General features: G+C 72.4%; 23 protein-coding genes. 13 read left to right on the top strand and 10 right to left on the bottom strand.

What is annotated here, in order from left to right; translation table 11 throughout:
* The first annotated feature begins 151 nt into the window (after positions 1-151).
* From GA0070561_RS02975 to GA0070561_RS02965, 3 genes are read left to right on the top strand one after another with little or no spacing between them, the layout of a single operon-like run.
* The gene (locus tag GA0070561_RS02975) at positions 152-1,786 is read left to right on the top strand and encodes an ABC transporter ATP-binding protein (RefSeq protein ID WP_112638886.1); all 1,635 of its coding nucleotides are present in this window, start codon (positions 152-154) and stop codon (positions 1,784-1,786) included.
* Positions 1,783-3,156, top strand: coding sequence for an ABC transporter permease (locus GA0070561_RS02970; RefSeq protein ID WP_091394571.1), 1,374 nt, complete (start codon positions 1,783-1,785; stop codon positions 3,154-3,156). The genes GA0070561_RS02975 and GA0070561_RS02970 overlap by 4 nt, the downstream gene beginning before the upstream one ends.
* A gap of 3 nt (positions 3,157-3,159) precedes the next feature.
* Positions 3,160-4,440 carry an ABC transporter permease gene (locus GA0070561_RS02965; protein WP_091394568.1) on the top strand — a complete coding sequence of 427 codons (1,281 nt, stop codon included), beginning with the start codon at positions 3,160-3,162 and terminating at the stop codon, positions 4,438-4,440.
* A 54-nt stretch (positions 4,441-4,494) separates the two neighbouring features.
* On the opposite strand, the gene GA0070561_RS02960 is transcribed toward GA0070561_RS02965, so the two are convergent.
* The gene (locus GA0070561_RS02960; RefSeq protein WP_244166037.1) at positions 4,495-4,848 is read right to left on the bottom strand and encodes a nitroreductase/quinone reductase family protein; all 354 of its coding nucleotides are present in this window, start codon (positions 4,846-4,848) and stop codon (positions 4,495-4,497) included.
* Positions 4,849-5,244: 396 nt separating this feature from the next.
* On the opposite strand from GA0070561_RS02960, the gene GA0070561_RS02955 reads away from it, so the two are divergent.
* The 3 genes from GA0070561_RS02955 (at position 5,245) to GA0070561_RS02945 (ending at position 8,171) form a co-directional block, all read left to right on the top strand.
* Positions 5,245-5,949, top strand: coding sequence for a cytidine deaminase (locus GA0070561_RS02955; protein WP_091394566.1), 705 nt, complete (start codon positions 5,245-5,247; stop codon positions 5,947-5,949).
* Between the two features lie 150 nt (positions 5,950-6,099).
* Positions 6,100-7,380 carry a thymidine phosphorylase gene (locus tag GA0070561_RS02950; RefSeq protein ID WP_091394562.1) on the top strand — a complete coding sequence of 427 codons (1,281 nt, stop codon included), beginning with the start codon at positions 6,100-6,102 and terminating at the stop codon, positions 7,378-7,380.
* A gap of 110 nt (positions 7,381-7,490) precedes the next feature.
* Complete coding sequence (locus tag GA0070561_RS02945; protein ID WP_091394559.1) at positions 7,491-8,171, top strand: DUF4272 domain-containing protein; 681 nt, start codon at positions 7,491-7,493, stop codon at positions 8,169-8,171.
* Positions 8,172-8,173: 2 nt separating this feature from the next.
* On the opposite strand, the gene GA0070561_RS02940 is transcribed toward GA0070561_RS02945, so the two are convergent.
* Positions 8,174-9,052, bottom strand: coding sequence for a putative RNA methyltransferase (locus GA0070561_RS02940; RefSeq protein WP_091394555.1), 879 nt, complete (start codon positions 9,050-9,052; stop codon positions 8,174-8,176).
* Position 9,053: 1 nt separating this feature from the next.
* The gene (locus GA0070561_RS02935) at positions 9,054-9,551 is read right to left on the bottom strand and encodes a MarR family winged helix-turn-helix transcriptional regulator (RefSeq protein WP_091394551.1); all 498 of its coding nucleotides are present in this window, start codon (positions 9,549-9,551) and stop codon (positions 9,054-9,056) included.
* A gap of 57 nt (positions 9,552-9,608) precedes the next feature.
* Between GA0070561_RS02935 and GA0070561_RS02930 the strand changes: the two genes are divergently transcribed.
* Positions 9,609-10,067, top strand: a complete 459-nt coding sequence (locus GA0070561_RS02930) for a PPOX class F420-dependent oxidoreductase (RefSeq protein ID WP_091394548.1) — start codon at positions 9,609-9,611, stop codon at positions 10,065-10,067.
* A gap of 52 nt (positions 10,068-10,119) precedes the next feature.
* On the top strand, positions 10,120-11,193 hold the full coding sequence (locus GA0070561_RS02925; protein WP_091394545.1) for an adenosine deaminase: 1,074 nt from the start codon (positions 10,120-10,122) through the stop codon (positions 11,191-11,193).
* Positions 11,194-11,195: 2 nt separating this feature from the next.
* Here GA0070561_RS02925 and GA0070561_RS34025 read toward each other — a convergent pair whose 3' ends face one another.
* Complete coding sequence (locus tag GA0070561_RS34025; protein ID WP_238410792.1) at positions 11,196-11,489, bottom strand: hypothetical protein; 294 nt, start codon at positions 11,487-11,489, stop codon at positions 11,196-11,198.
* Between the two features lie 502 nt (positions 11,490-11,991).
* On the opposite strand from GA0070561_RS34025, the gene GA0070561_RS02915 reads away from it, so the two are divergent.
* From GA0070561_RS02915 to GA0070561_RS02900, 4 genes are all read left to right on the top strand, one after another.
* Positions 11,992-15,630 carry a sensor histidine kinase gene (locus tag GA0070561_RS02915; protein WP_091394538.1) on the top strand — a complete coding sequence of 1,213 codons (3,639 nt, stop codon included), beginning with the start codon at positions 11,992-11,994 and terminating at the stop codon, positions 15,628-15,630.
* Positions 15,627-16,031, top strand: a complete 405-nt coding sequence (locus GA0070561_RS02910) for a roadblock/LC7 domain-containing protein (protein WP_030329023.1) — start codon at positions 15,627-15,629, stop codon at positions 16,029-16,031. Before GA0070561_RS02915 ends, GA0070561_RS02910 begins: the two co-directional genes overlap by 4 nt.
* 98 nt (positions 16,032-16,129) lie before the next feature.
* Positions 16,130-16,507, top strand: a complete 378-nt coding sequence (locus GA0070561_RS02905) for a DUF742 domain-containing protein (protein ID WP_091397239.1) — start codon at positions 16,130-16,132, stop codon at positions 16,505-16,507.
* Between the two features lies 1 nt (position 16,508).
* Positions 16,509-17,102 carry a GTP-binding protein gene (locus tag GA0070561_RS02900; protein WP_091394534.1) on the top strand — a complete coding sequence of 198 codons (594 nt, stop codon included), beginning with the start codon at positions 16,509-16,511 and terminating at the stop codon, positions 17,100-17,102.
* A gap of 271 nt (positions 17,103-17,373) precedes the next feature.
* Here GA0070561_RS02900 and GA0070561_RS02895 read toward each other — a convergent pair whose 3' ends face one another.
* Entirely contained in the window at positions 17,374-19,818 is a 2,445-nt protein-coding gene (locus GA0070561_RS02895; RefSeq protein WP_091394531.1) for a transposase, read from the bottom strand.
* 39 nt (positions 19,819-19,857) lie between these two features.
* On the bottom strand, positions 19,858-20,799 hold the full coding sequence (locus tag GA0070561_RS02890; RefSeq protein ID WP_091394528.1) for a DNA primase: 942 nt from the start codon (positions 20,797-20,799) through the stop codon (positions 19,858-19,860).
* A gap of 160 nt (positions 20,800-20,959) precedes the next feature.
* On the opposite strand from GA0070561_RS02890, the gene GA0070561_RS02885 reads away from it, so the two are divergent.
* Complete coding sequence (locus tag GA0070561_RS02885; RefSeq protein WP_091394524.1) at positions 20,960-21,298, top strand: PadR family transcriptional regulator; 339 nt, start codon at positions 20,960-20,962, stop codon at positions 21,296-21,298.
* Positions 21,299-21,319: 21 nt separating this feature from the next.
* On the opposite strand, the gene GA0070561_RS02880 is transcribed toward GA0070561_RS02885, so the two are convergent.
* From GA0070561_RS02880 to GA0070561_RS02865, 4 genes are all read right to left on the bottom strand, one after another.
* Positions 21,320-21,994: a permease prefix domain 1-containing protein gene (locus GA0070561_RS02880; RefSeq protein ID WP_091394521.1), complete on the bottom strand. Its 675-nt coding sequence runs from the start codon at positions 21,992-21,994 to the stop codon at positions 21,320-21,322.
* A gap of 68 nt (positions 21,995-22,062) precedes the next feature.
* Positions 22,063-23,853, bottom strand: coding sequence for a thiol reductant ABC exporter subunit CydC (gene cydC, locus GA0070561_RS02875; protein ID WP_091394517.1), 1,791 nt, complete (start codon positions 23,851-23,853; stop codon positions 22,063-22,065).
* Positions 23,850-25,526 (bottom strand): thiol reductant ABC exporter subunit CydD, encoded by a 1,677-nt coding sequence (cydD, locus tag GA0070561_RS02870; protein ID WP_091394514.1) that lies wholly within the window; start codon positions 25,524-25,526, stop codon positions 23,850-23,852. Before cydD ends, cydC begins: the two co-directional genes overlap by 4 nt.
* Positions 25,523-26,530 carry a cytochrome d ubiquinol oxidase subunit II gene (locus GA0070561_RS02865; RefSeq protein ID WP_091394511.1) on the bottom strand — a complete coding sequence of 336 codons (1,008 nt, stop codon included), beginning with the start codon at positions 26,528-26,530 and terminating at the stop codon, positions 25,523-25,525. Before GA0070561_RS02865 ends, cydD begins: the two co-directional genes overlap by 4 nt.
* Between the last annotated feature and the right edge of the window lie 8 nt (positions 26,531-26,538).

Raw genomic sequence — 26,538 nt, 5'->3', positions numbered from 1 at the left:
GGCGGGGACAGGTACGACCCGATCGGCCGCTCTGGCTCTGCGGATACCCCGCGGGGTCGGAGCGGCCGATCGCGCACCACGGCGGCCGGTCCGGTCCGGCCGGTACGACGGCAGCTAGGCTGCACCATCGCTCGCACTCCAGGAGGTTGCGCTGAGACTCGAACTGCGCGGCATCACCAAGCGGTTCGGTGATCTGGTCGCCAACGATCACATCGACCTGACGGTGGAGCCTGGAGAGATTCACGCCCTCCTCGGCGAGAACGGTGCGGGCAAGTCGACCCTGATGAACGTGCTCTACGGGCTCTACCAGCCCGACGAGGGCGAGATCCTGGTCGACGGCAAGCCGCTGAAGCTGAAGGGCCCGTCCGACGCGATCGGGGCCGGGATCGGCATGGTGCACCAGCACTTCATGCTGGTGCCGGTCTTCACCGTCACCGAAAACATCATGCTCGGCGCCGAGCAGATCAGGGGCGGCATCGCCGGCTTCCTGGACCGGCGGCGGGCCCGGCGCGAGGTCACCGAGGTGTCCGAGCGCTACAACCTGCGGGTCGACCCGGACGCGGTGATCGAGGACCTGCCGGTCGGCATCCAGCAACGCGTCGAGATCGTCAAGGCGCTCACCCGTGACGTCGACCTGCTCATCCTGGACGAGCCGACCGCGGTGCTCACCCCTCAGGAGACCGAGGAGTTGCTGACGGTCATGCGGTCGCTCAAGGCGGCCGGCAAGTCGATCGTCTTCATCACCCACAAGCTCGGCGAGGTCAAGGCCATCGCCGACCGGATCACCGTGATCCGACGCGGAAAGACAGTCGGCACCGCCTCGCCGGAGGCCAGCCGGGACGAGCTGGCCGCGTTGATGGTCGGGCGCAACGTCCGGCTCACCGTGGACAAGACCCCGGCCACGCCGGGCGAGCCGGTGCTGGAGGTGGCCGGGCTGGTCGTCGACGACGATCGGCAGATCCGCGCGGTCGACGGAGTCGACCTGACCGTGCGCGCGGGCGAGGTGCTCGGCGTGGCGGGCGTACAGGGCAACGGTCAGACCGAGCTGATCGAGGCGATCATGGGCCTGCGCCCGGCGCTCGCCGGCACGATCAGCCTGGCCGGCGACCGGATCAACGGCTGGAAGCCCAAGAAGGTGCTCCGGGCGGGCGTCGGTTACGTGCCCGAGGACCGCAGCGTGGACGGCCTGATCAAGGAGTTCAGCGTCGCGGAGAACCTGGTGCTGGACATCTACGACCGGCCGCCGTTCGGTGCCGGGCTCGCGCTGAAGCCGGACGCGATCGCCGCCTCCGCGAAGGAGCGGATCGAGCAGTTCGACGTTCGTACCTCATCGGCCGACGCGGCGGTGGGCACCCTCTCCGGCGGCAATCAGCAGAAGGTGATCGTGGCCCGGGAGCTGTCCCGGCCGCTGAAGCTCTTCATCGCCGCCCAGCCGACCCGTGGCGTCGACGTCGGGTCGATCGAGTTCATCCACAGCCAGGTCATCCGCGAACGAGACATCGGCACCGCCGTTCTGGTGGTCTCCAGCGAACTCGACGAGGTGATCGGGTTGGCCGACCGGATCGCGGTGATGTACCGCGGCCGGATCATCGGCATCGTCGGCCCGGACACCCCGCGTGAGGAGATCGGTCTGCTGATGGCCGGCATCAGCCCGGACGCGGCCCACGACACGATCGCAGCACCCGCCGCCGACAAGCCCGGAGCGACGACCGCCGCCGACAGTCCCGGCGTGGCAGATGGGAGCCCGGCGAGCGACGCAGGCTCCGCGAGCGAGGACGAGGCATGACCAACCCCAACCCGCAGTCGGGCTCCCCGGACAAGGAGCCGGCGAGCGAGGCGCAGGCCGCGCAGAACGCGCTCGGCAACACCGAACGGGCCGAGGTGGCGACCGAGCCGGACCGCTCGGTGGCGAAGCCGGGCCCGGAGCCGGAGCCGAAGCCGAGCCTGGGCCGGTTGTTCCTGGACAACCTCTGGGCGGCCAACACCTTCACGGTGACCCTGCTGTCGTTGGTGCTGGCGATCGTGGTCGGCGCGGTGCTGATGATCATTTCTGATCCCGACGTGCTCTCCACGTACTCGTACATCACCTCCCGCCCATCCGACGCGATCAACTCCAGCTGGACGCTCGTCAGCGAGGCGTACGCGAACCTGTTCAAGGGCTCGATCTTCGACCCCGAGGCGTTCTCCGGCTGGTTGAACGGCGCCAACGGCTGGCAGGCGGTGCTCGCGCCGATCTCGGAGACGCTGACCTACGCGGCGCCGCTGGTCTTCACCGGTCTGTCGGTGGCGCTGGCGTTCCGGGGCGGCCTGTTCAACATCGGCGCCCAGGGCCAGGCCACCATCGGCGTGATCATGGCGGCGCTGGCCGGCTTCCTGCTGCCGCTGCCGCCCGGCCTGCACCTGCTGGTGGCGGTGCTGGCCGGCGCGCTGGGCGGAGCGATCTGGGGTTTCATCCCCGGCATCCTCAAGGCCCGTGCCGGAGCACACGAGGTGATCAACACGATCATGCTCAACTACGTCGCCACGTACTTCCTGACCTGGTTGATCGTGCAGAACGGGGTGCAGGACCCGAACCGTACCGACGCGATCAGCAAGGGTGTGGACAGCTCCGCCCAGCTGCCCCGACTGCTCGGCGACAACCTGCGGGTGCATGCCGGCATCCTGCTCGCAGTGCTGGCCACCTGGGCGGTCGCCTGGCTGCTCAACCGCTCGACGCTCGGCTTCGAGCTGCGCGCGGTCGGCGCCAACCCGGACGCCGCCCGGACCGCTGGCATCAGCGTCACCCGGACGTACATCCTGATCATGGTCTTCGCCGGAATCCTGGCCGGCCTCGGCGGCTCGAACATGGTGCTCGGCTCCACCGCCAGCGCGTTGACCCCGCTGGTGGTCGCGCAGATCGGCTTCGACGGCATCCTGGTGGCGCTGCTCGGGCGGGTGAAGCCCTGGGGGGTGCTGCTGGCCGCGCTGTTGTTCGGTGCGCTGCAGGCCGGTGGTAACCGGATGCAGTCGTACTCCGGGATCTCGCTGGAGTTGGTGACCGTGCTCCAGGCGCTGATCGTCATCTTCATCGCCGCACCGGCCCTGGTGAAGGCGATCTTCCAGCTCCGGGCCGCGCGCGCCGCCCGGTTGCAGACGAGCCTGGCGAAGGGCTGGTAACTCATGTCCACCATGGCTGTCCCCGACATCGCGGTCGCCCCGGTCGACGAGGGCTTCTGGACCCGCAGCCGGAAGGTCGGTCTCACGCTGCTGGCGCTCGGCCTGCTGTCCGCGGTGCTCTTCGGCGCGCTCGCCACCGACCAGCAGGCCCGGTTCACGCTCAGCGACGACGCGGCCGGCGCCGCACTGGAGATCAACGGCACGATCGGGGCGATCCTGTTCGGGATCATCACGATCGCCGCCGGCGCGGCGCTGCTCGCCGGGGTGCCGAAGCGGTGGTTCCTTCCCGTGCTCGGCGTCGGGCTGGTCGCCTTCGTGCTGTCGTTCCTCTGCTGGCAGGTCTCCGCCGCGCCGACCGGGCAGAACTTCATGCCGCTGGTCAACGTCATCCGGGGCACGTTCATCCTGGCGCTGCCGTTGATCTTCGGCGCGCTCGCCGGGGTGCTCTGTGAGCGGTCCGGCGTGGTCAACGTGGCCATCGAGGGCCAGCTGCTGATGGGCGCGTTCAGCGGGGCCCTGTTCGGCAGCATCTCCGGCAGCGTGTGGGTGGGCCTGGTCGCCGCCGCCATCGGCGGTGCGTTCATCTCGCTGCTGCTGGCCGTCTTCGCCATCCGCTACCTGGTCGACCAGGTCGTCATGGGCATCGTGCTGAACCTGCTGGCCGTCGGCGTCACCGGCTTCCTCTACGAGCGGCTGATGCAGACCGACGCCGCGAAGTACAACAGCGCGCCCCGCTTCAGCAACTGGGAGATCCCGCTGCTGAAGGACATCCCGGTACTCGGGCCGGCGTTGTTCCGCGGCAACATCTTCCTCTACCTCGGGCTGCTCCTGGTCCTGGTGATCCACATCGGGCTGTTCCGTACCCGGTGGGGGCTGCGGACCCGCTCGGTCGGCGAGCACCCGATCGCCGCAGACACGCTCGGCGTCAAGGTGCTGCGGGTGCGCTACCGCAACGTGCTGCTGGCCGGCGTGGTCGCCGGCATCGGCGGGGCGTCCTACACGCTGGCGCTCTACTCGTTCACGAAGAACATGATCGGCGGTAAGGGCTTCATCGCCCTTGCCGCGCTGATCTTCGGCCGGTGGAACCCGACCGGCGCGCTGCTCGCCGCGCTCTTCTTCGGTTTCGCCGACCAGCTCGCCACCTACCTGGGGGCGATCAACAGCGTCATTCCCAGCCAGTTCCTGGCCATGCTGCCGTACCTGGCGACCATCCTGGCAGTCGCCGGGCTGGTCGGCCGGGTCCGGGCACCGGCCGCCGACGGCAAGCCGTACATCAAGGGCTGACACCAGAGCTGTGCCCGGCGGGACTCCCGTCGGGCACAGTGCGGTCCGCGCCAGTCATCTCACGGGTGCCGTCTCGATACGGAACGCGGGGTAATGTGCCGCGATTGCCGCAAACTCGGACAGGGGCGCGTGCCGGTCGACGGGGAGATGCGGCCGGGCTCCGGGGACCGTCGCCAGATACCGCTTGAGAATCGGTGCACGCTCATCGACCGGCACCTCGACCAGGCGGCAGAGCCGGGTACGCCTGTGCCGAATGGTCACCAGGCCGTCGGCAGCACGTACGTTTCGGACCCAGTTGCAGTTCTCGCCCAGCATCGGGACCAGATACCAGTCGCCCTGCCAGTCGGCCATACCCAGCGGGAAGCGGGTGATCCGACCGGTTCGGCGTCCCACGACCTCCAGCGTCACCCACCGCCTCGGGTGCAGGCCGGCGCCGTACACGGCCGCCCACAGCCGGGCGAAACGGCGGGCCGCCGCGTTACCGCGGCCCCCCGCGTACATCCGACGAAGAGTGTCCTCGGACAACGGCCAGCTGCCGAACTTCGCCATCACATGTCCCCTCGGTCGCACGTGTCCATCCTCGGCTTCAGGGTTGGCTGACCTGAGCGGAAGATGCAGGGCCGAACGTCCCTTTCACCCCGAGCCGTCATCCTCGGCATTGCCTCCCACTGTGGTGACGACTGACCGCTGCCTGCGCTGCGGTGGCGCGGCCGATGAGTCGGGCTCACGCCCGGCACGGCTGCGCCCGCCCGTGGACCCGGCCCTGCCCGCTTCTGACCTGGGCTGCTTGGGCAGAATGGCGGCATGACCGACATTGACTGGGCACGGTTGCGCGCTGCCGCCATCGAGGCGATGCGGCACGCGTACGCGCCGTACTCGACGTTCCCGGTCGGCGCGGCCGCGCTGGTCGACGACGGCCGTGTGGTGGTCGGCTGCAACGTGGAGAATGCCGCGTACGGGGTGACGCTCTGCGCCGAGTGCGGAGTCGTGTCCAGCCTGCACGCCACCGGTGGCGGCCGGCTCGTCGCGCTCTCCTGCGTCGACGCGACCGGTGAGCCGTTGATGCCGTGTGGCCGCTGCCGGCAGCTGCTCTGGGAGCACGGCGGGCCGGAGTGCCTGATCGAGAGCAAGACCCGGCCACTGCGGATGGCCGAGCTGCTGCCGCACGCCTTCGGCGTGGAGGACCTGGAGGCCGTTACCGGGGAGACGCCGGTGCCGGTGGTCCCGGAGCGGCTCGCCGCCTGGCGCGGGCGCGGCACCGTCTTCGTGCACCCGGACATGTCCGCCGGTCAGCAGGTCTGGACGGCGTACTGGGAGCGGTCCGCCGGCGACGACGCCGGCGCCGAGACCGGGGTGCTGGAGGAGGCGCCGAGCTGGGACGACCCGGCCGAGGCGATCACCTGGGGCCTGGCCCGGACGCCCCGGGTGGTCGTGGTGGACGCCACCGGCACGATCTTCTGGGCCGGTGAGGGTGAGCCACCGGCGGAGATTCCGGTGCGCTGGTCTTGATTGTGGTTGCTGTTTGGGGCCGGGGCCGACCGTGCCCGGCTCCGGGCGGTCAGCTTGATCCCTCCGCCGGGCACGGTCGGCCCCGGCCCCGTCTTGGGCACTGCCGTCCGTCTGGCACGGTTTCTCCAATCGACTAAGAAAGATCTTTCGATGAGTGGTTTTGCTGCTGTTGACGTTATTCGCGTGAAGCGGGACGGGGGTGTGCTGTCGGACGCCCAGATCGACTGGGTGGTCGACGCGTACACCCGGGGGGTCGTCGCCGACGAGCAGATGTCCGCGCTGGCCATGGCGATCCTGCTCAACGGCATGACCGGGCCGGAGATCGCCCGGTGGACCGCCGCGATGATCGCCAGCGGTGAGCGGTTGGACCTGTCGGCGGTACGCCGGCCGACGGTCGACAAGCACTCCACCGGTGGCGTCGGCGACAAGATCACTCTGCCGCTCACCCCGCTGGTGGCGGCGTGTGGCGCGGCCGTGCCGCAGCTGAGCGGCCGGGGTCTCGGGCACACCGGCGGCACGCTGGACAAGTTGGAGTCCATCCCGGGCTGGCGGGCCACGGTGAGCAACGACGAGTTCATCGCCCAGCTGGACGAGGTCGGTGCGGTGATCTGCGCGGCCGGCGCCGGGCTCGCCCCCGCCGACCGCAAGCTGTACGCGTTGCGCGACGTGACCGGCACCGTGGAGGCGATCCCGCTGATCGCCAGCTCGATCATGAGCAAGAAGATCGCCGAGGGCACCGGGGCGCTGGTCCTCGACGTCAAGGTCGGCTCGGGCGCCTTCATGAAGTCCGTCGACCAGGCCCGTGAGTTGGCGCGCACCATGGTCGAGCTGGGCGGTGCGCACGGGGTGCGGACGGTCGCCCTGCTCACCGACATGTCCACACCGCTCGGCCTGGCGATCGGCAACGCGGTCGAGGTGACCGAGTCGGTCGAGGTGCTGGCCGGTGGTGGACCGGCCGACGTGGTGGAGCTGACCCTCGCGCTGGCCCGGGAGATGCTCGACGCCGCCGGTCTGCCGGACGCCGATCCGGCTGCGGCGCTGCGCGACGGCCGGGCCATGGACTCCTGGCGGGCGATGATCCGGGCGCAGGGCGGCGACCCGGACGCGCCGATGCCGACGGCGGCCGAGGTGGAGGTGGTCCGCGCCGAGCGGGACGGGTACGTCGCGGCCGTCGACGCGTACGCCATGGGGGTTGCGGCGTGGCGGCTCGGCGCGGGTCGGGCGCGCAAGGAGGACCCGGTCAGCGTGCCGGCCGGTGTGGTGTTGCACAAGCGGCCGGGTGACGAGGTGCGGGCCGGTGACCCGCTCTACGAGCTGCGCGCCGACGACGCTGCGCGGATTCCGGCAGCGCTGACCGAGGCCGCCAACGCGGTGCGGATCGCGCCGACGGCCCCGGCGGCGACGTCGTTGGTCATCGAACGCATCGGCTGATCGATTCGGCGTCGCCCTGGCGTGGTGCCGGTCACCTGGGAGCGCTATTGTCGCAGGCCAAGGGGGGACAACCGGCCTTGCGCCGGCGCGAGCAGACAGGAAGATCCGCCGTGACCGTTGCTGCCCCCGACCCACGTGAGGTGCGCGAGGCGAGCCTGGACGAGCTGTCCCGGCTCGGCCTGCCGTTGCCGCCGGCCCAGTTTCCCCTCGTTTGGGAGCCGGGTGACCAGATCGACCTGCGCCCGACCGGGGAGATCGAGGCGCGGATCGCGGTGCTGCACCTGATCCTGGCCCGCTGTTTCGGGATGCCCCCACAGGCGGCGATGAGCTGGCTGCTCGGCTCGCACCTGGTCGACATGGTCACCCCGCCCGAGTGGCAGTTCGTGATGGGCGGCAAGGGCGACCACCGGTCGTTCGTGCTGCACCACGACGCGCTCTTCGCGCTGGCCTGGGTGCTCGGGCTGAGCAAACAGCTCGACCCGACGCTGGCCGTCGACGAGCGGCTGGTCGAGCGGCTGCCGCACATCGCCGAGGGGGAGACCTTCCCGCACTGGCGCTCCCGGATCCTCACCGCGCCGCAACACCCGGCCGACGCCGCCGCCCTGCTCGACCTGCACTACTGCCTGGACTGGGCGTACCTGGAGACCGAGCGCGGCGGCCGGCGGGCACCGGGGCTTGTCGACGCGAACGCGATCGGGCAGCGGCGTTGGGCGCTGGAGTGGGCGGTGATCCTGCGCGGGCCGTACCACGACGAGCCGCCCGGCTGGGAAGAGGTCGACCTCTCCACCTGAGGTCAGCGAGGTCGCAGGACGTCGAGCCGGACCGCCACGGTGACCCGGACCGGTTCGGGCAGCGCGGCCAGCCGGGTGGCGAGCGCCGCGGGGTCGGTGTGCCAGGCGCTGGGGCCCATCCCGATCAGGGTGGCGACCTCCGGCCGGGTCAATGCCAACTCGGTCCGGTGCACGGCCGAGCTGACCGACGTGAAGTGCCCGCCCAGGCTGGCGGCCACCCGGTCGGCCTTGTCCGGGTCCACCCGCAGCAGGTCGAGGACGCCCACCAGCTCGGCGAGGTGGTCGGTGTCGGGCGTGACCACCAGCAACGCGCCGGCCGGGTCGAGTACCCGGTGGAACTCCGGGCCGTTGCGAGGGGCGAAGACGTTCAGCAGCACGGCGGTCGAGGCGTCGGCGAGCGGCAGTCGCTGCCAGGTGTCGGCGAGCGCGGCGGCGGCCCGGGGATGCGCGCGGGCCGCGCGGCGCAGCGCCGGCTTGGACACGTCCAGGGCCAGGCCCACGGCGTCCGGCAGCGCCGCCAGCACCGCGCCGAGGTACCGGCCGGTGCCGGCGCCGGCATCCACCACCAGGGGGTACGCCCCGACGTCGGGTGTCGGCGACGCGTGGAGCCGATTGGCGGCTTCCGCCGCGGCGGCGGAGAGGGCGGCCGAGATGAGGTCGTAGTGCCCGGCGGCGAGGAAGTCCGCCCGGGCGGCGACCATCTCGGCGCTGTCGCCGACGTGCGGGGCGCGCCCGGCGAGGAGGTTGACGTACCCCTGCCGGGCGATGTCGAAGCTGTGCCGGCGCGGGCAGCGCAGCGCACCGGTGGTGCCGGCGGTCGCCTCGGCCAGCGGCTCGCCGCAGACCGGGCAGCGCAGCCGGTCGAGGATGCGGGGGTCCACGTCAGGCCTCCGCTGTGGGCTGCGGCCGGGTGGCCCGCAGGCCCGGGTCGGCGAGGTGGTCGACCACCCGGTGGGTGAGCGCACCGAGGGCGTCGACCTCCGCGGGGGTGAGCAGGTCGATCAGGTGCCGGCGGACGGCGGCCACGTGCCCGGGGGCGGCGGACTCGATGGCCTGCCGGCCCGCCGGGGTGAGCACGACGATCGAGCCGCGGGCATCGTCGGCGCACTCCTCGCGGGTCACCAGGCCACGCTGCTGCATCCGGCTCAGGTGGTGGGAGAGCCGGCTACGTGACCACAGCATCCGGTGCGCCAGCTCGCTGAGGCGCAGGCGCCCCTGGGGTGTCTCGGAGAGGTCGGACAGCACGTCGTAGTCCGGCTCGGAGAGGCCGGCGTCCTGGGTCAGCTCCCGGGCCAGCTCCAGGTCGAGCAGTCGCCGCATCCGGCGGTAGCCGCGCCAGGCGCGGTCCTCCCGTTCGTCCAGCCACCGGGGTGCGTCCATCAGCCGAGTCTAACGCTTTCGTTGACATGTCATCGATCTGGCTCTAGATTCGATGACATGTCAACCAATTCCCTCCAGCGGCCGAGTGCGACGACCGACGCTGCGGGCGATCGACTGTGGGAGCTGTTCGGTCAGCGGGGGCGCGGAGTGCTGGTCACAGTGCGCCGGGACGGGCGGCCCCAGCTGTCCAACCTCGACTACCTGGCCGAGTCGGGGTTGATCCGCTGCTCCACCACCGGGGACCGGGCGAAGGTGCGCAACCTGCGCCGCGATCCCCGGGCCAGCTTCCACGTGAGCACGCCGGACGGCGGCGCGTACGCGGTGGCGGAGGGGGTCGTGACGCTCAGCGAGCCGGCCGTGGCCACCACCGACGAGACGGTCGACGAACTGGTCGAGGTCTACCGCCGGATTCGCGGCGACCACCCGGACTGGGCGGACTACCGCGCCGCCATGGTCGCCGACGGACGGCTCGTGATCCGCCTCGACGTGCACCGGGTGTACGGCTGGCGGCCGTGACGCCCGGCCGGTCCCGTACCGGTCCGCCCAGGCCGCTGACTAGGGTCTGAGCATGGTCGCAACTATCCGGTACGAGGACATCGTCAAGGTCCCGAAGGCGCTGCTGCACGACCACCTCGACGGCGGGCTGAGGCCGGCGACGATCGTCGACCTGGCCGCCGAGGTGGGCCACGAACTGCCCACCACCGACCCGGAGGCGCTCGGACGCTGGTTCGCGGACGCGGCGGACTCCGGTTCCCTGGAGCGCTACCTCGAGACGTTCGCGCACACCGTGGCGGTCATGCAGACCGCTCCCGCGCTGCGTCGGGTGGCCCGCGAGTGCGCCCTCGACCTGGCCGCCGACGGCGTGGTCTACGCCGAGGTGCGTTTCGCCCCGGAGCAGCACCTGGAACGGGACCTCAGCCTGGACGAGGTGGTCGAGGCGGTGCTGGCCGGGTTCGCCGAGGGCACCGCCCAGGCGGTCGAGGCGGGCCTGACCATCCGGGTGGGCACCCTGCTCACCGCGATGCGGCACGCCGCCCGTTCCCAGGAGATCGCCGAGCTGGCCGTGCGACACCGGGATGCCGGGGTGGTCGGCTTCGACATCGCCGGCGCAGAGGCGGGCTTTCCGCCCACCCGGCACCTGGACGCCTTCGAGTACCTCCAGCGGGAGAACTTCCACTTCACCATCCACGCCGGCGAGGCGTTCGGTCTGCCGTCGATCTGGCAGGCGATCCAGTGGTGCGGGGCGGACCGGCTCGGCCACGGGGTACGGATCGTCGACGACATCGCCCCCGACGGCTCGCTCGGCCGACTGGCCGCGTACGTCCGGGACAAGCGGATCCCCCTGGAGCTGTGCCCCTCGTCGAACGTGCAGACCGGTGCGGTGGGCTCGATCGCGGACCACCCGATCGGCCTGCTGCGGGACCTGCGTTTCCGGGCGACGGTCAACACCGACAACCGGTTGATGAGCGGCACCTCGATGTCGCGGGAGATGTCGCTGCTGGTGGAGACGTTCGGCTACGGCTGGAAAGAGTTGCAGTGGTTCACCATCAATGCGATGAAGAGCGCCTTCATCCCGTTCGACGAGCGGCTGCGGATCATTGATGACGTGATCAAGCCGGCGTACGCGAAGTTGATGGCCTGAGCTCAGCCATGTGGGTGGCCGGCGAGCAGCCCGGCCACCCGGCGCAGCACCTCCCGGGCCCGGGCCGCCTCCGCGCCGAGGCCCATCTGCCGGCGCAGCACCGCGGGCTCGGCCCGCAGCAGCGCCACCCCGCGCCGAATCAGCACCCGAGGCGCCTTGCGCTGCTCGGACAGGTCGCGGGCCAGTCGGCGCAGGAAGGTGGCCCCGCGCGGGCGGCGCAGCGCGTACGCCCCGGCGAGCAGGCCGCGGCGACGGCACTCCTCGACAATCTCGGCGGCGAAGATCCCTTCGGCCACGAAAAGTGGCGATCCGGCGACATCAAATGGCCGGGTGGCCACCCGTCGATCGGCACCGATCGCATAAACCGGCACATCGGCTCGGCCCTCGCGGGCAAGTTGGGCAATGATTTCCACCGCACTGGGGGCGTCCCAGGAGTGCGGCGATTCCCAATCCACCTGGCCGTTTCGTCTCGGCAACGTAGGGTCATCGCCGTCTTTGTAGAAGTCGTCCAAGCAGAGCACCGGCAAGCCGGTTTGCTGCGCTATGTACGACTTTCCGGACCCCGATGGGCCGGCCAGTAGGACAACTCGGTGCGGATGTTCCATTACCTTCAGTTACTCCGGCCAGACAGACTGCTATCAAATCGCATCAACATCTCATCACACCTTCGGTCTGGGACAACCTGGGCTTTCTTCTTGTCGACCGGCGTGATGGAATCTCGGGGGTCCGACCCGCCGGGTCGGTCGCTGGGCGTTGCCCGGGGCAACGCGTTCAAGCTGTAATCGCGAGGGCGGTGACGTGAGCAAACGGCCAAAGACGGCGGGCTCCTTCCTGTCGCGGCTGCGCCGGCCGGCCAGCCGGCTCCGGGACATGCCGATCTGGTCCAAGCTCGGTCTCATCATGATCGTGCCGACCATCGCCACGGTCGTGGTGGGCACCAGTGGTCTCATCGACCACGTGGAGACGCTCAACAATGCCAACCGAGCTGGCGACCTGGCGAATCTGTCGAGCTATTCAGGTGACCTGGTCGACAGCCTGCAGGACGAGCGGACCGCCGCCGTGCTGCTGCTGGGCGCGGACGGGACGCAGCCGACGGCGCAGTACCAGGAGGCCTACAACCGGGTGAACTCCCGGGTGGATCAGGATGCGATCCCCTACCGGCAGCAGCGGACCGAGATCGAGGACCTGCCGGGCAGCCTGGAGAGCCTGCTCGACAGCATCGACCAGAACCTGCAGGACCTGTCGGGCGTCCGCAGCCAGGTGTTCAACGGAAAGCTCGCTCTCACCGAGACCGTGCAGGCGTACGAGGGTCTGATCAGTGACCTGCTCGCCATCCGCGACTCGTCCACGCAGCTCGCCGGTGACAACCAACTCAGCGACCGGATGCGCGCCGCCGCGGCGGTCGCCCGGGAGAAGGAGTTCCTCGCCGTACGCCGGGTTGTGGTGCACCGCGCGCTGGGCGTGAAGGGCGGACAGCGCCTGACCCCGGCACTGCGCAGGGACTACGTCGCCAGTGACACCGGCCAGCAGCAGGCCCTGCAGAGCTTCAAGGCCGTCGCCACCCCGGACGACGCGAAGTTCCACGACCAGACCGTCGCGGGCGGCGACCGTCGGCAGGCACAGAACTACACCGGCTGGATCGACGGCAACACCACCGGCAACATGCGCGGTGCGCCGTTCGGCCCGGACCAGTGGGAAGCCGCCATGACGGCCAACGCCAAGCTGATCCGCACCGTCGAGCGGAAGCTCGACAGTGAAGTGGTCAACCAGGCCGACACCCTCCGCTCTGACGTGCAGCGCCAGGTCTTCCTGGAGACCGGCCTGCTGCTCAGCATGCTGCTGCTGGCGATCCTCTTCGCCTACCTGGTGGCCCGCTCGATGGCCCGCTCACTCCGTGAGCTGCGGCAGGGCGCGCTCTCCGTGGCCCAGTACGGCCTGCCACAGGCGGTGGCCCGTCTGCGCGACCCGCAGGTCGTCGGGCAGCTCTCCCCGGTGCAGCTGGCCAACCAGATCGCCGAACCGCTGCCGGTGCGCAGCAAGGACGAGTTCGGCCAGGTGACCGAGGCGTTCAACGCCGTCCACCTGGAAGCCGTCCGTACGGCCGCCGAGCAGGCGGCACTGCGTGCCTCCGTCGCGACCATGTTCGTCAACCTGGCCCGTCGTTCCCAGATCCTGGTCGACCGCCTCATCGGGCACCTCGACCGGCTGGAGCGCGGCGAGGAGGACCCGGACCGGCTGGCCGAGCTGTTCCAGCTCGACCACCTGGCCACCCGGATGCGCCGTAACGACGAGAACCTGCTGGTGCTCGCCGGTGCCGACTCCACCCGTGTGCAGCGTGAGCCGGCCGCCCTCATCGACGTGCTGCGCGCCGCGCAGTCCGAGGTCGAGCACTACACCCGGATCGAGTTCGGTGTCATCGACCGCGACATCGAGGTCGCCGCGCACGCGGTCAACGACCTGGTGCACCTCGTCGCGGAGCTGTTCGACAACGCGACCGCGTTCTCCCCGCCCGACTCGCAGGTCATGGTCGAGGCCCGGCGTGTCGGCGACCGCTCCTCGCTGTACGTCGAGGACCGCGGTATCGGCATCAGCGCCGAGCAGTTGCACGACCTCAACGAGCGGCTCGCGACGCCGCCGCAGGTGGACGTGGCAGTGTCCCGGATGATGGGCCTCGTCGTGGTCGCCCGGCTGGCGTCCCGACACGGTGTCCGTGTCGAGCTGCGCCCCGGCAACGATCGCGGCACGGTCGCCGACGTGACCCTGCCCACCTCGGTGCTGGTGCCCCGGGCGCTCTCCGGTCGGGTGCAGCAGCCTCCGGCGCTGCCGGCGGCCGGTGCTCCGCAGTTCGGTGGTCCGCAGTCCAATGGGCCCGCGCCGGTCTTCGGCGCGCTGCCCGCGCTGGGCAACGGCCCTCGCCCGAGCGAGTCCGGCAACCAGGTCACCCTGGGCGGTCGACCGTTCGACCCCGCGACGCGCAACGGTGCCGGCACCCCCGCCAACGGCGGCGCGTACCGGTCGATGCCGGCCTGGTCCGATCTGACCGGCGCGGCCGGGACGAACGGCGTCAACGGCGGCGACGGCTTCACCCCCCGGTCGGCCAACGGCCAGGGCACCGACCCGCTGCCGCAGCGCCGGGCCGGGGACGAGACCCCGACCACCGGCCAGCAGCCGTCCATTCCGCGTCAGCTGCCGAGCAGCCCCGAGGCGCACCCGTACTCGGCGCCGCCGGTCTCCGCGCAGCCGTACTCCGGTGCGCCGGTCTCCGCCACGCCGGCCTCCGGTCAGCCGTACTCCGGGCAGCCCTACTCGGGTGCGCCGTACGGCGGCGCGCCAGTGTCCGCCGCTCCGGCCTCCGGGCAGCCGTACGCCGGTCCACCGGTGTCCGCGTCGCCCGTCTCGGCCTCGCCGGCGTCCGGTCAGCCGTACTCGAACCAGCCGTACTCGGCGCCGCCGGCCTCCAGTCAGTCGTTCAGCGGCTTCGCGCCCCGATCCGCCCCGCCCGCGCAGGCACCCAACGCCCCGGCGCCGCCGGCCTGGCCGCCGGTGCCCGGTAGCGACCGCGACACGGCCACCCCGCCGGTGCCCGAGCGGCTCGCCGCCGCGCTGGACATGACGACGGAGCTGCCGCGGGTGCCGCGACCCGGCGAGCAGCCGGCCGCAGCCCAGCCTCAGGCTCCTGCGGCGACCCCGGCGGCAGCGCCGGCTCCGGCTCCGCAGACTCGGCCAGCGCCGCAGACTCGGCCGGCCCCGCAGCAGCCGCAGGCGCAGAACCGTCAGCGGTACGCGGATGAGACGATGGAGCTGCCGATCTTCCGGGAGCTCGAGTCAGCCTGGTTCCGTACCCGTCGCCCGGGCTCCGAGGAGACCGCGGCCGGCGCACAGCCAGCGACGAACGGCGACTCCGCGACCCAGCAGTTCGCCACGGTCGAGGCCACCGGTCGGGCAGTCCACAAGACACCACCCGGGACGACAGGTAACACACCGATGGCAGACACTCCGACGGTCGGAGGAGCGCCGCGGGACAACGGCTCCACAGCGAACGAGGGCACCCGCCCGAGCCTCGCCGAGAGCCTGCCGAACCGCCGGCCCCAACCACCGCAGAGCAACGGCTGGCAGACCGCCGCCGACGACGGCTGGCGTGCTGCTTCCGCGGCGGCCGGCGCGGCGCCGGTGAGCGAGACCACCACGACCGGTCTGCCGAAGCGCAAGCCGATGGCGCAGCTGGTGCCCGGTGCGGTAGAGAAGCCCACCACCTCGGTCCAGCGGCGCTCCCCGGAGGCGGTCCGTGGCCTGCTCTCCGCCTACCACCGGGGCGTGCAGCGAGGGCGTAGCACCTCGGACAACCCGACCAGCCCGGAGGCGACTCCGGGAGGGCAATCCTCGCAGTCTGGCTCAGGCCCGGTGGCCGGGAGCGGGCAGAAGGAGCAAGAAGGATGACAACTACGCAGGATCTTGGTTGGCTGCTGGCCAACTTCGCCGACCGGGTACCCGGCGTCGCGCATGCGGTCGCCGTATCGGCGGACGGCCTACTCCTCGCGTCGTCACGGGATCTGCCGCGCGACCGGGCAGACCAGCTCGCCGCGATCTCATCGGGTCTGGTCAGCCTGACCCAGGGGGCAGCACGCTGCTTCGAGGGAGGCGCGGTGTTGCAGACCGTCGTGGAGATGGACAATGGCTTCCTGTTCCTGATGTCCATCTCGGACGGCTCGTCCTTCGCCGTGCTGGCAGCCCGCAGCTCCGACGTGGGCCAGGTTGGCTACGAGATGGCGCTGCTGGTCGACCGGGTGGGCGACGCACTGACCCCGCAGCCGCGTGCGGCTGCGGGCATGCTGGGCTGACGTCTCGCCGATCGTGAGGTCGGCACGACTGCAAAAACGACAACGACGGGTTTCACCGGTGGGAGCCGGTAACGGGTGCGAAGGAGGTGAGCGGCGAGATGGCCGATCGTGACGAACCAACCGGAGCGTTGGTCCGTCCATACGCCGTGACCCGTGGTCGCACCCGTCCCCGGCTCGACATCGCGCTGGAGGCGCTCGTCGAGACGACGGTGCGCGGCCGGGCCCTTGCCAATGGCAATGGCGGCCAGGGCCGCGAACACCAGTACATCGCCGCGCTGTGTGACGGACGCGTGCAATCGCTCGCGGAGATCGCGGCGCGGATGCAGCTCCCGCTCGGTGTGGCCCGGGTGCTCATCGCCGACATGGCGACGGACGGCCTGGTCGCGGTCCACGAGCCGACCATTTTGGACGACTCCGACGACGCGGTGGGCACTGAACTGCTGGAGAGGGTGCTGAGTGGACTTCGCAGGCTCTGACATGTCGCACCGCCCGCCGAACCCGAGCGGCCGCGTGACGTCGGCGAAGATCGTTATCGCCGGTGGATTCGGCGTCGGTAAGACGACGCTGGTCGGCTCGGTCTCGGAGATCACGCCGCTGACCACCGAGGCCATCATGGCCTCCGCTGGCGTGGGCGTCGACGACACCCGGCAGGTGCCGGGCAAGACGACGACCACGGTGGCCATGGACTTCGGCCGGATCTCGATCGACCGTGACCTGATTCTGTACCTGTTCGGTACGCCGGGTCAGACCCGTTTCTGGTTCATGTGGGACGAACTGGTGCGGGGTGCGATCGGTGCGGTCGTGCTGGTGGACACCCGCCGGCTGGCCGACTGCTTCGCGGCGATCGACTTCTTCGAGCACCGACGCCTGCCGTACCTGGTGGCGATCAACTGCTTCGACGGAATGCAGTACCACGACCCGCAGGACGTCCGGGACGCCTTGGCGATCTCGAGCGACGTGCCGGTGGTGGCCTGCGACGCCCGTAACCGGGAGTCGACGAAGCACGTGCTGATCTCGCTGGTCGAGTACGTGCTGACCATGCGCCGTACGCGCGCCGTCGCCCCGGCCTGATCCGGGACGCTGCACGCCCCGGTGGTGGCTCCGGCCGCCACCGGGCGCTGCCAGCCGCCCCGGTGAGTGCCTCCGCGCCGGTTCGTCGCTCGGACGAGCCAGCGCGCCGCCGAGCCGCCTCCTGACGACCTGGAAGCTGTCAGCCCCTTCCCGGGGCAAGGCCGCCCACGGTCCTCGCGAGGCGGCTTCTGCGTGCCCGGGGGATCGCCCTGCTGACGCGGAAGCGCCCCCAGCCAGTTGGCTGGGGGCGCTTCCGCGTGTGAGAAGAGGATCAGGACTGGTAGCCCGCCGAGCGGTACTCGTACTCCCGGTCGTCGTCGCGGTCCCCGTGGTCGCGGCTGAAGTCCCAACCGCCGGCCGCCTCGCGACCTGGCCGGCCACCCACCGCGAAACCGCCGATCTCCTGGCCGCGACGCCAGCCACGGAAGTAGCCGGTCGTGTTCTCCGCGAGGCTTGCCGCATCACGCACTATCCGCAATGGGCGCTCCTCGCGCAGCGGCGAACCCGGCACCAGGTTGGCCTGCGGCACGCGCTTCGGCAGCCCGGCGTTGGTCTCGGCGCCCACCGCCGGGCGGGCGGCCTGCTCCGCGGCCTGCCAGCCGGTGTCGGCCGTGGTCGACCAGTCCAGGTCGGACTCCTCGGGCTGCCCGACGAACCAGGCCGACTTGGCCTGCGCGAAGATCAGCAGGTCGCCGTCGCCCTCGTCGGCGACCGGTGGCGGCCGGTGCTCCATCGGCGGTGGCCGGTGCTCGACCGGGGGCGACGGCCGGTGCTCGGCGGCGCGCTCGGTACGGGCGGCCGCCCGACCGTTGCGAGCGGCCTGCTCGCGGTCGACAAGGCGCAGCGGTGGCGTCTCCAGGTGCTGGTCCGCGGGAGGGCTGAGCCCCTCGCGCAGCGCCCGGTCGGCCAGCGGCGGCGGCTCCACCAGCCGCAGCATCGGCGGCTCCGGTGGCAGGTCGTCCGCCAACCACGGCGGGGTGACCCGACCGTCGGCCCGACCCGGGTCGGTCGGGGCGTCGACACCGCGACTGCCGCCGTACGAGTAGGCCACCGGGTTGTTCGGTGAGCTGTCGGACGGGTCTTCCGGGTTGTTGACCAGCGGCCAGTTGGCACGGGAGCCGGGCGGTGCGGCCTCCTGTCCCGGCCGGGGGGTCGGCACCGGAATGCTGAGATCGGTGGCGCTGAACCCGCCGGTGGGTGCCTCGTCGACCGGGCGTTGCAGGTGGCTCGGCCGGGGCTCGCCGTTGGTCTTGGGGCGGGGCGGAATGACCGTCCGCTGCCGCTCGGCCCGCGCGTTGTTGATCGCGGCAGTGGTCAGCGTCGGCCGGAACGGCTCACCGGCCTCGGCCGGCGGCACCATGCCGCGCTGCGCCGGCGCGATCGGGGTGATCCCGGGCGGCGGAGGCGGCGGCGAGGAGACGGGCCGGTTGGTCGGGCCGTCGATCCGGCTGGGAAGCGGCTCGCTGCGACTGGGCAGCGTGGACGCCGGCGGGCCGGCCATCGCTGCCGGAGTCATCGGCGCGGGTGCGACCGGCGGCGGCGTGACCGGCGCGGGGGCGACCGGCGGTGGCCCGAGCGGGCGGGGCGACGCCAACGGCGCGTTACCGGGGACCGGCTCGGGACGGCTGCGCCGCCCGACAGCGGGTGCCGGGTCGGCGGCTGCCGGGGTGGGTCGGACCGACCGCAACCCGGCGTTGGTGCCGGCCAGGCCGGTCAACCCGGCGTTGGTGCCGGCCAGGCCGGTCAACTCGCCGACGGACTCGCCACGGCGGGCCGCGGCCCGGCGGCCGGGTGCCTGGACAGGCGTGCTGACCCGTGAGCTGAGCGCGCTGACCAGCGCCTCACAGCCGGCGTCGCAGGCCCGTACGGAGGCGACGGCCTGGCGGACCGTCTCGGCCACCGCGGACGTGAGCGCCCGGTTGACCGCGGCACGTCGGGGTGTCTCGGAGATGGCGACCCGCAGGGCGGTGACCGCCTCGTTGATCTCCTCGGCATCGGCGACCCCGTCGGCGGCGAGGTGCGCGGCGATGGCATCCGCCGCGACCGACACCTCGCGGCCCCGGGCCACGGTGCCGCCGAGCATGCCCGGCTCGGGCAGCGCGTCCAGCACGGCCAGGGAGACCGGCTCGGCTGGGTCCGGGTATGCGCGCAGGGCCGCCGGGTAGAGCTCACGCAGAACCTCGCGCAGCGCCACGGCGGCGGAGTGTCGGCCACTTGCCAGCGCGGCGTGCGCGGAGAGCACCTGCTTGTAGCCGGCGAGATCCCGGGGCGCCGGCAGGGTGACGGCGGAGAGCGCCCCCGCCTGCAACGCGCGGGCGAGGCCGACCGCCTGCCGTTCGGCCGGAGGTGACTGCATCTCCTCAAGGGAGTCATCGTCGGCGAACCGCTCGGCGAAGTCGTCCACCGAGTCGTCGTCGGCGATCGCCAGGGGTCGCCCCGCCGCGCTCAGCAGCGAGGTGACCGTGTGGTCGTCGCTGTCGGCGGCGATGGCCGCACCGCTCGGCCCGCCCGACCGCTCCACGAGCAGCGCGACGAGCTGGGCGTAGCCAGCGGCGTCATCGCTGATCTCGCAGACATGCAGCAGACGGCCTGCGTCGTCGACCACAGCGGACGTCAGCGTCGAACCGGCGGAGGCCGGTCGGTCAGCCGGATCCGCCGAGGCCAGACCGCAGTAAACGCGCACGAGCGCCACGGCGTCGTCCTCCTCCCGGGACAGGTCTTTCCTCTGCCAGCAACTGATGCTCCCCGGTACGGGTCAGTCGCGCCAGTCCACCACCGCAGAGATCTTGCCGACAATGGTGCGCCAACCCAAACTTGCGGTCTGCGCGCCGATCTTCTTCAGCCGTCGCCGAGCCATGAACGCGCCGATCCCACCGTTGGCGGTGCCACGCAGCGCCTCGTCCAGGTCGTCGAGGCTGGAGCCGGCGGAGAGCATGTCGAGTACCGCAGGCAGCCGCAATGCGTACGAGAGGTCACGCGCGGCCTCGCCCGCCTCGATCAGCAGGGTCGAATCCCACGTGTCGTGCCCGCCGCGCAGGTTCTCCACGACCAGGTCGAGCTCGTAGGTGTCCTCGTCGAGCGGAGCGATATCTGCCGGCTCCACCCGTTCGGACAATTCATTCCAGCTGTCCAGTTGGGACAGATCGTTGGGCGCACCGGATCGGATGAAACTGACAAGCGACTCGGGGGTCTTGAACAGCAGCAGCTTGCCTCGGTGGCTGAGGAAGACCGGCACCTCCTCGTCGTCCGCCTCGTCCGTGACGGCCTCGTCCGACTCGTCGTCGGTGGCGGTGGCGGCGCTGTCCCGGCGGCGCGTCGACTCGTCGTCCTCGTCGGCGAACTCCTGGGCCAGCTCCTCGTCGAGGATGACGACGGTCTCGTCGTCCTCCTCCTCCTCGATCGCCTGGCGGCGGGCGAGGAACGGGTCGTCCTGGTCGCGCTCGGTCACATCGGTGGGAGTCAGCGAGCTGGCCGGCCGGTACGCCCGGAGCGTGAAGCCGGTGCCGGCGGGCAGGGCGATCTCCACTGGGTCGATGCGCAGCTCGTCCCAGAGTGAGCGGTCGGTCGACGCCGACGGGCGCTCGGTCTCGTCTGGCTCGGCCGCGCCGGTGGTGTCGTCGAGCTCGGGCTCGTCGGCGTCGGGCCGTTGGGGCGACTGGCGGGCCACGCTGACCTCCGTGTGCTTCGGGTTGCCCACCCACCGGGGTCTCTGACCGGCGAGTGACTCTGGGCACATACCCTAGTCGGCAGCCCTGGGTGACCGATGCCCGCACCCCGGTGGCCGGTTGGCGCACGGGTCCGACCTGCTGGTCGTCACCGCTGGCGAAGCAGCGGTTCGACAAGTAGCGTAGCTACGTATGAAGGCCCAGGCGCTGCACGGCCATCTCGACGCTCTGCTGCTCGCCGTGCTCGAACAGGGCGCGCTGCACGGCTACGCGATCATCGAGGCGCTGCGCGCCCGCAGTGACGGCAGTCTGGATCTGCCCACCGGCACCATCTATCCGGCACTCCGTCGCCTGGAACGCGCCGGCCACGTGGCGAGCACCTGGAGCACTGTCAGCGGCCGGGAACGGCGGACGTACCAGCTCACCGACTCCGGCCGGCGGGCGCTGGCGGGGGAGCGCGCCGGTTGGCGCGAGTTCCAACTGACCGTCGGCCGGTTCCTCGATCCCGGCAGCCCGCCCACCCCGGCCTGACCCGCTCGGATCCGACGCCGATCAGCGAGTGGTGGCCAGCAGCCAGCCGCGTGCCGCTCGAGTCAGCGAGAAGTATCCGCCGCCCACCAACACCACTCCGATGATCATCGGTGGCCAGTGCGCCGCCGCGTCCCAGAGGTTGAGTGACCAGGTGAAGAGGGCGCTGCCGGCCACTATGCCGAGGACCAGCACGCCGGTCAGGGCGGCGCCCACCGCGCGCTGGGCCAGAGCCAGGCCCGGCCGGGACGCCCGCGCGCTCGCCCAGACCACCAGCAGACCTGCCACCGCGAGCAGCAGCGCACTCATCCAGATCCAGTCGACCGAGGCGGCGAGCAACCGGTAGCCGGCCGGAGGGGGCGGCCCGCCACTCCAGCTCGACCCCCGCCAGGTCAGATCACCGGCGACCACCCCCACCCCGGCGATCGCCAGCATCCGCAGGGAGAGCCCACGCAGGGCGCCCACCGCCAGCTCGGCCTGCCAGGACGGGAGCAGCTGTGCCGGTGAGCCGAACTCCACCACCGCCCGGCGCTGCGCCTCGGTGGGTGGCACCCCGCTCTCGCGGTACGCCTCGACGGCGTCCAGCAAGCCGTGCCGGGCCTCGGTCAGCAGGTCGGACTTGAGTCGCGCCGGCCCCTGCAGTCGAGCGGCCAGCTCCCGCAGGTGCTCGTCGACCATCACGTCCTCACCGCGCCCCATGGCACCACACTGCCATGGACTCCGGCCGGTCGACGTCCGGGAGAACCCTGGTCCGCCCCCGAGTCGGGTCAGGGGGCGAGCGCCAGGTAACCCCGTTCGGCCGCGGCCTGGAGCAGCCACTGGTCCCGGTACCAGCCCGGGGCCGCGACCAACTCGGCGTGCCGACCGCGCTGGATCACCCGGCCGCCGTCCAGGACCACGATCTCGTCCAGCTCGGCCAGCCCGCTGAGCCGGTGGCTGATCAGCAGCACCGAGTGCCCGGCGGGGGTGGCGGCGAGGGCGGACGCGAGCACCGCGTCCGCGGCGGTCGGGTCCAGACCTTCGGTGGGCTCGTCGAGCACCAGCACCGGCGGCGCGGCGAGCAGGGCCCGGGCGAGCGCCAGCCGCTGCCGCTGCCCACCGGAGAGCTGCCCGCCCTCCTCGCCGACCAGTGTGTCCCAGCCCGCAGGCTGAGCGCGGACCCAGTCCAGCAGGCCGGCGGCGGCGGTGGCGGCGGTCAGCTCCTCCTCGCCCGCGCCGGCCCGCCCGAGCAGCAGGTTCTCCCGCACCGTGGCATGGAAGACGTACGCCTCGGCCAACAGCCCGCCGACCGCGCGCGGCAGCGCCTCCTCGGCGTACGCCGAGAGGTCGTGACCGTCCAGGGTGACCCGGCCGGACGCCGGCCGGACGGTGCCGGTCAGCACGGCGGCCAGGGTGCTCTTGCCGGCGCCGCTCGGGCCGACGACAGCGATCCGGCGTCCCGCCGGCAGGTCCAGGCTGACCCCGTCCAGGGCGGGTGCCGCGCCGGCCCGGTACCGCACTGTCACGTCGACGAAGCGCAGGTCGTGCGGGCCGCTCAGGTCCGTTGGACCGGTCGCGGGCGACGGGGTCGGCGGGTCGGTGTCGAGCAGGTCGGCCACCCGGGTCAGGCCCTGCCGCAACTGCGTCCACTGTCGGGCCGCTGCGACCAACGCCAGCGTCACCTCGACGGCGGCCAGTGTGCCGACGGCCAGGACGCCCACCAGCACCCCCGGCACGTCGGCGGCGAGCGCGACCAGCACCACCGCTGCGGCGGTCACGCCGGCGGCCAGCACGCCGGCCGCGTCCACCGCGAACCCGGTGGCCGCCAGCCGACGTTCCAGCCGGGCCAGCCGGTGGGCGCGCTGCTCGGCGGCGCGCAGCGTGACGTCGGTCGCCCCGAACGCGGCCAGGTCGGCCGCGCCGTGGGTGAGGTCGATCGCGTCGGTGGCCAGCGCACCCCGCAGGGGGGCCACCTCGGCCGCGCTGCGGCGGGTGACCGCGGTGGCCAACGCGGGCAGCGCCACCCCGGCGACCAGCAGCCCGACGGCGAGCGCGCCGGCGGCCGGTGGCGAGATCAGCGCCGCCACGGCGACCGCCGACACACCGACCACCGCCGCCGCCGAAGCGGGCACCAGCACCCGCAGCAACAGGTCCTGGACGGCCTCCACGTCGGAGACCAGTCGGCTCAGCACGTCCCCCGAGCGGTGCGCCGTGCCACGGCGGGCCGCCAGGGTGGCGAAGACCCGGGCCCGGACGTCGGTGATCATGCGGAGCACCGCGTCGTGCCCGGCGAGCCGTTCGGTGTAGCGGAACACGCCCCGGCTGATCGCCAGCGCCCGGACCGCGACGATCGCCACGGTGAGGCGGTCCAGTGGAGGCTGACCGGCGGCGCTCATCAGCAGCCAGGTGGCGGTGGCCATCAGGGCCAGCCCGGCGAACTCGGTGGCGGCCGCGAGCAGCCCGGCTCCGACCAGTCGGCCCAGGTACGGCCGGGCCAGTCGCAGCACGGCCCGCTCGGCGGCGGCCCGCCCGGCCGGTGCCGCGTCGGCCACCACCGCCGGCCCGTGTTCGGCGGTCATCGGGCGGCCTTCCCGGTCGGTTCGGGCGTCAACTCGGTGACCCGACCGTCCTCGATGCGCAGGATCCGGTCGGCGTCGGCCAGCAACGCCGGTCGGTGCGCCACCAGCAGCGCCGTCCGCCCGGCGACCAGGCGACGGGTGGCGTCGAGCACCACCGCCTCGGCCGCCGTGTCGAGTCGGGCGGTGGGTTCGTCGAGCAGCACCACCGGGGCGGCGCGCAGGAACGCCCGGGCCAGTGCCACCCGCTGCCGCTGCCCACTGGACAGCCCATGACCGCGCTCACCGAGCAGGGTGTCCAGGCCGTCGGGCAGACCGGCCACCACGTCGTCCAGGGCGGCGTCGTGCACCGCGGCGGTGAGTACCTCGGCCGGGGTGTCCGGCGCGCCGAGGCGGATGTTGTCGGCCAGCGAGGCGGCGAAGAGGTGCGCCCGCTGCGGCACCCAGGCGAGCTGCCGGCGCCAGGCGTCCGGGTCGGCGGTGGCGAGGTCGACCCCGTCCACCGTGATCCGGCCGCTGGTCGGCACCACGAAGCCCAGCAGCAGGCCGAGCAGCGTGCTCTTGCCGGCTCCGCTGGGCCCGATGATGGCGATCCGCTCGCCGGGCCGGATGGTCAGTGTCACGTCGCGCAGGGCGGTGGTCCGCTCGTACGCCACGGTCACCCCCTCGAACCGGATCTCGGCCCGAGCGTCCGGGACCGAGGCGCCCTCGGCGGCCCGGGGCGCGGTGGGTGCGGCGGAGACCGTCAACGCCTCGTCCAGCGCGGCCAGCCCCTCCATGCTGGCGTGGAAGCGGCTACCGGCGGCGCGTAGCGGCAGGTACGCCTCCGGGGTCAGCAGCAGCACCAGCAGCGCGGTCTGCAGGGCCAGCCCGCCGCCGAGCAGGCGGATGCCGACCGGCACCGCGACCAGCGCCACCGAGAGGGTGGCGACCAACTCGAGGACCAGCGCGGAGAGGAACGCGATCCGCAGCGTCTTCATTGTGGCGACGCGGTGACCGTCGGCCATCCGGCGCACCACGTCGGTCTGCGCCCGGGCCCGCCCGAACGCGCGCAGCGTGGGCAGCCCGGCGACCATGTCGAGGAAGTGCCCGCCGAGCAGCGCGAGCCGCCGCCACTGCCGTTCGGTGGCGGCCTGCGCCTGCCAGCCGAGCAGCGCACCGAAGACCGGAATCAGCGGCAGGGTCACCGCGATGATCACCGCCGAACTCCAGTCGGCGAAGACGACCCGGGCCAGCACCGCCAGGGGCACCGTCACGCTGAGCACCAGTTGCGGCAGGTACCCGGTGAAGTACGCGTCCAGCGCGTCCAGCCCACGCCCGGCCAGGGTGGCGATCTCACCGGCCCGTTGCCCGGCCACCCAGCCGGGCCCGTGCCGGCCCACCGCGCCGAGCAGGTCGGCCCGCAGCGTGGCCTTGACCGTGGCTGCCACCCGCGCCGAGACCGTGCCCTGCGCCCAGACCAGGGCCGAGCGGGCGGCGACCGCGACCACGAAGCCGGCCAGCGCCGGTCGATCCAGCCGACCGTCGATCGCGGTGGCCAGCAGCGACGCGAGCGCGGTGGCCTGCGCCACGATCAACCCGGCGGCCAGCACCCCCAGGAGCGCGAGCACGGCAAGGTCGCCCCGGGCCGCAGGGACCCGGCGCAGCAGACGCGGGTCGAACGGACGGCGGCTCACCAGTACACCGGTGCCCTACCGTCGGTCCGTCCTCGGAAAACCCACCAGCACATCGCCTGGAAGCCTAGTAGGGCCGGAAGTAGCGGCAGCGCCACCCAGCCCAGCAGCCGCAGTGTCGGCGCGCTGGCGGCGGCGTCGGCCACCCGCAGCGAGGCGTCCGGGTCGGTCGTGGACACCAGCACGTAGGGCCAGAGAGCGGCCCCGACCAGCACCACCGGCAGCGCCAGGGCCGCGCCGGTGGCGACCAGAGCCCACCCCGGTCGCCGCCGGGTCAGCGCCGCGCGGGCCGCCAGCAGCGCCGCCACGAGCAGCACCGGCAGGAGTACGGCCACCGCCGGCCGCTGCACGGCGTCGCGTACCCGGGCGGAGAGCAGGCCCACGACGGTGGCCAGGGCGACAGTGGTGAGCGCCACCGGCACCAGCCGGCGGGCCGTACGACCGACCACGGCGGCGGCCTCGGCCGACAGTCGCAGGGTGAGGAAGGTCGCTCCGTGCACCGCTACCAGGGCGACCATGGCCAGCCCGGCGGCGGCCGCGAACGGGGTGGCCAGGTGTGTCACACCGGCGACGTGCCCATCGGCCTGGAGGGGTACGCCCTGCAACAGCGCGGCGAGCAGCGCACCCCAGCCCAGCGCGGCGAGGGCGCTGCCGATCATCACGACGCGGTCCCAGCGGGCCCGGATCCGCTCGTCGTCGGGTCGGCTGCGCAGTTGTACGCCGACGGTGACCAGGATGACGCCGACCAGGGCACCGGCGACGACCGGATAGCAGCCGGCGAGCAACTCGCCCTCCAGCAGGGGGAACGCGCCGAAGAGGATGCCCACGGCGGCCACCAGCCAGACCTCGTTGCCGAGGAAGAACGGGCCGAGCGCGGTGAGCGCCTCCCGCCGCCCAGCCGAGCCGACGCCGCGGGCGAGCAGCAGCCCGACGCCGTAGTCGTAGCCGGCGAGCACCAGGTAGCTGGCGAAGAAGAGGCCGAGCAGGGCGTACCAGGCGAGGTCCACGGTCTACT

This window comes from Micromonospora saelicesensis (genome assembly GCF_900091575.1).
Classification (GTDB): domain Bacteria; phylum Actinomycetota; class Actinomycetes; order Mycobacteriales; family Micromonosporaceae; genus Micromonospora; species Micromonospora saelicesensis.
This window is presented reverse-complemented; position numbering and strand designations above follow the sequence as displayed.